Source organism: Xenorhabdus yunnanensis (genome assembly GCF_028598805.1).
Taxonomy (GTDB): domain Bacteria; phylum Pseudomonadota; class Gammaproteobacteria; order Enterobacterales; family Enterobacteriaceae; genus Xenorhabdus; species Xenorhabdus yunnanensis.
In genome coordinates, this window is the sequence record NZ_JAQRFI010000379.1 from 1 (window position 1) to 219 (window position 219).

Below are 219 nucleotides of genomic sequence, written 5' to 3' on the forward strand. Positions count from 1 at the left end.
GCTTCCCGAACCGCATACCTTGTCTGATGTGGTGCGTGAGTTTTTGTATTGGGATTGGTTATATCAGATGCGCAATGTGGCCGCCAAAGAACTCGACCCGAACGGGTTCGGTGATGAGCGATATTATATCTATGATCGGGAAGATTACCTTGAAGAGAAACTGGTTACCCTCCAACCGATAAGCCGTCAGGAAGCGATTGACGTTTGCAAGTGGGTACT

At 48.4% G+C, this 219-nt stretch carries 1 pseudogene; it reads left to right on the forward strand.

Annotated elements, in window-relative coordinates:
• Nucleotides 1–219, forward strand: a pseudogene (locus tag PSI23_RS23825) (helix-turn-helix domain-containing protein); the annotation flags it as partial.